The organism is Roseibium sp. (genome assembly GCF_048260565.1).
Classification (GTDB): domain Bacteria; phylum Pseudomonadota; class Alphaproteobacteria; order Rhizobiales; family Stappiaceae; genus Roseibium.
The window spans coordinates 3,899-5,849 of record NZ_JBLXGP010000029.1 but is presented as its reverse complement, the minus strand read 5'-3'; the positions used below and the strand labels follow the sequence as shown (position 1 = coordinate 5,849).

Sequence of the window (1,951 nt, the reverse complement as noted above, 5' to 3'; positions counted from 1 at the left end):
CGATTGCCGCACGCCGGACCGGCGTGATCGATCAGGTCGATGCGACCCGTATCGTTATCCGTGCAACGGAAGACCTGGATCCGGGCAAGTCGGGCGTCGATATCTATCGCCTGATGAAGTTCCAGCGTTCCAACCAGAACACCTGCATCAACCAGCGTCCGCTTGTTCGTGTCGGTGACGTGGTTCACAAGGGCGACATCATCGCGGACGGTCCGTCGACCGACCTCGGCGATCTGGCTCTCGGCCGTAACGTGCTTGTCGCGTTCATGCCGTGGAACGGTTACAACTTCGAGGATTCCATCCTTCTGTCCGAACGCATCGTTTCCGACGACGTCTTCACTTCGATCCATCTGGAAGAGTTCGAAGTGATGGCCCGCGACACGAAGCTTGGTCCGGAAGAAATCACGCGCGATATCCCGAACGTCTCCGAAGAGGCTCTGAAGAACCTCGACGAAGCCGGTATCGTCTACATCGGTGCGGAAGTGCATCCGGGCGATATCCTGGTCGGCAAGATCACTCCGAAGGGCGAAAGCCCGATGACGCCGGAAGAAAAGCTTCTGCGCGCCATCTTCGGTGAAAAGGCTTCCGACGTTCGCGACACCTCCCTGCGCCTGCCGCCGGGGGTTGCCGGTACTGTCGTCGAAGTGCGCGTCTTCAACCGCCACGGGGTGGAAAAAGACGAGCGCGCGATGGCTATCGAGCGTGAGGAAATCGAACGTCTCGCCAAAGACCGTGACGACGAACAGGCGATCCTCGATCGTAACGTCTATGGCCGTCTGGCCGAGATGCTGCTGGGCAAGGCCGCAATCGGTGGTCCGAAGGGCTTCAAGAAGGACAGCACCCAGGATGGTGAACTCCTGAATGAATTCCCGCGCTCGCAGTGGTGGCAGTTCGCCGTGGACGACGAAAAGTTCATGAGCGAGATCGAAGCCCTGCGCGGTCAGTACGACGACAGCCGCAAGCGTCTAGAGCAGCGTTTCATCGACAAGGTCGAGAAGCTACAGCGCGGTGATGAACTGCCGCCGGGCGTCATGAAGATGGTCAAGGTCTTCGTCGCCGTGAAGCGCAAGCTTCAGCCGGGTGACAAGATGGCCGGCCGTCACGGTAACAAGGGTGTGGTCTCCAAGATCAATCCTTGTGAAGACATGCCGTTCCTGGAAGACGGAACCCACGTCGACATCGTGCTGAACCCGCTCGGCGTTCCCTCGCGCATGAACGTCGGTCAGATCCTCGAAACGCACCTTGGCTGGGCCTGTGCCGGCATGGGCAAGCGTATCGGCGAGCTGTACGACCAGTACCGCAAGTCGGGTGAGGTCGATCAGCTGCGCGGCAAGATCGTCGAGATCTACGGTGACAACCTGAAGGGCGACAACGTCAAGGACTACGACGATGAAAGCGTCGTGCGCCTGGCCGAGCAGCTCAAGAAGGGCGTCTCCATCGCAACACCGGTATTTGACGGTGCGCGCGAGCCGGATGTCGTCGATGCTCTGAACATCGCAGGTCTCAAGCCGTCGGGTCAGTCGACCCTCTATGACGGACGTACCGGTGAAGAGTTCGACCGCCAGGTGACCGTGGGCTACATCTACATGCTGAAGCTCCACCACCTGGTCGACGACAAGATCCATGCCCGTTCGATCGGTCCATACTCGCTCGTTACCCAGCAGCCGCTGGGTGGTAAGGCGCAGTTCGGTGGCCAGCGCTTCGGTGAAATGGAGGTCTGGGCTCTTGAAGCTTACGGTGCAGCCTACACGCTGCAGGAAATGCTCACGGTCAAGTCGGATGACGTTGCCGGCCGTACGAAGGTCTATGAGGCCATCGTTCGCGGCGACGACACCTTCGAAGCCGGCATTCCGGAAAGCTTCAACGTGCTTGTGAAGGAAATGAGGTCTCTGGGTCTGAACGTTGAACTTCAGCGTACCGACCAGCCACAGCTTGAGGAAGAACAGGCAGC

At 59.5% G+C, this 1,951-nt stretch carries 1 protein-coding gene; it reads left to right on the top strand.

Features of this window, described 5'->3' with window-relative positions:
- Positions 1-1,951 (top strand): DNA-directed RNA polymerase subunit beta (gene rpoB, locus ACN0SO_RS27050; RefSeq protein ID WP_417682956.1); only part of this gene is annotated, 1,951 nt, incomplete at both ends.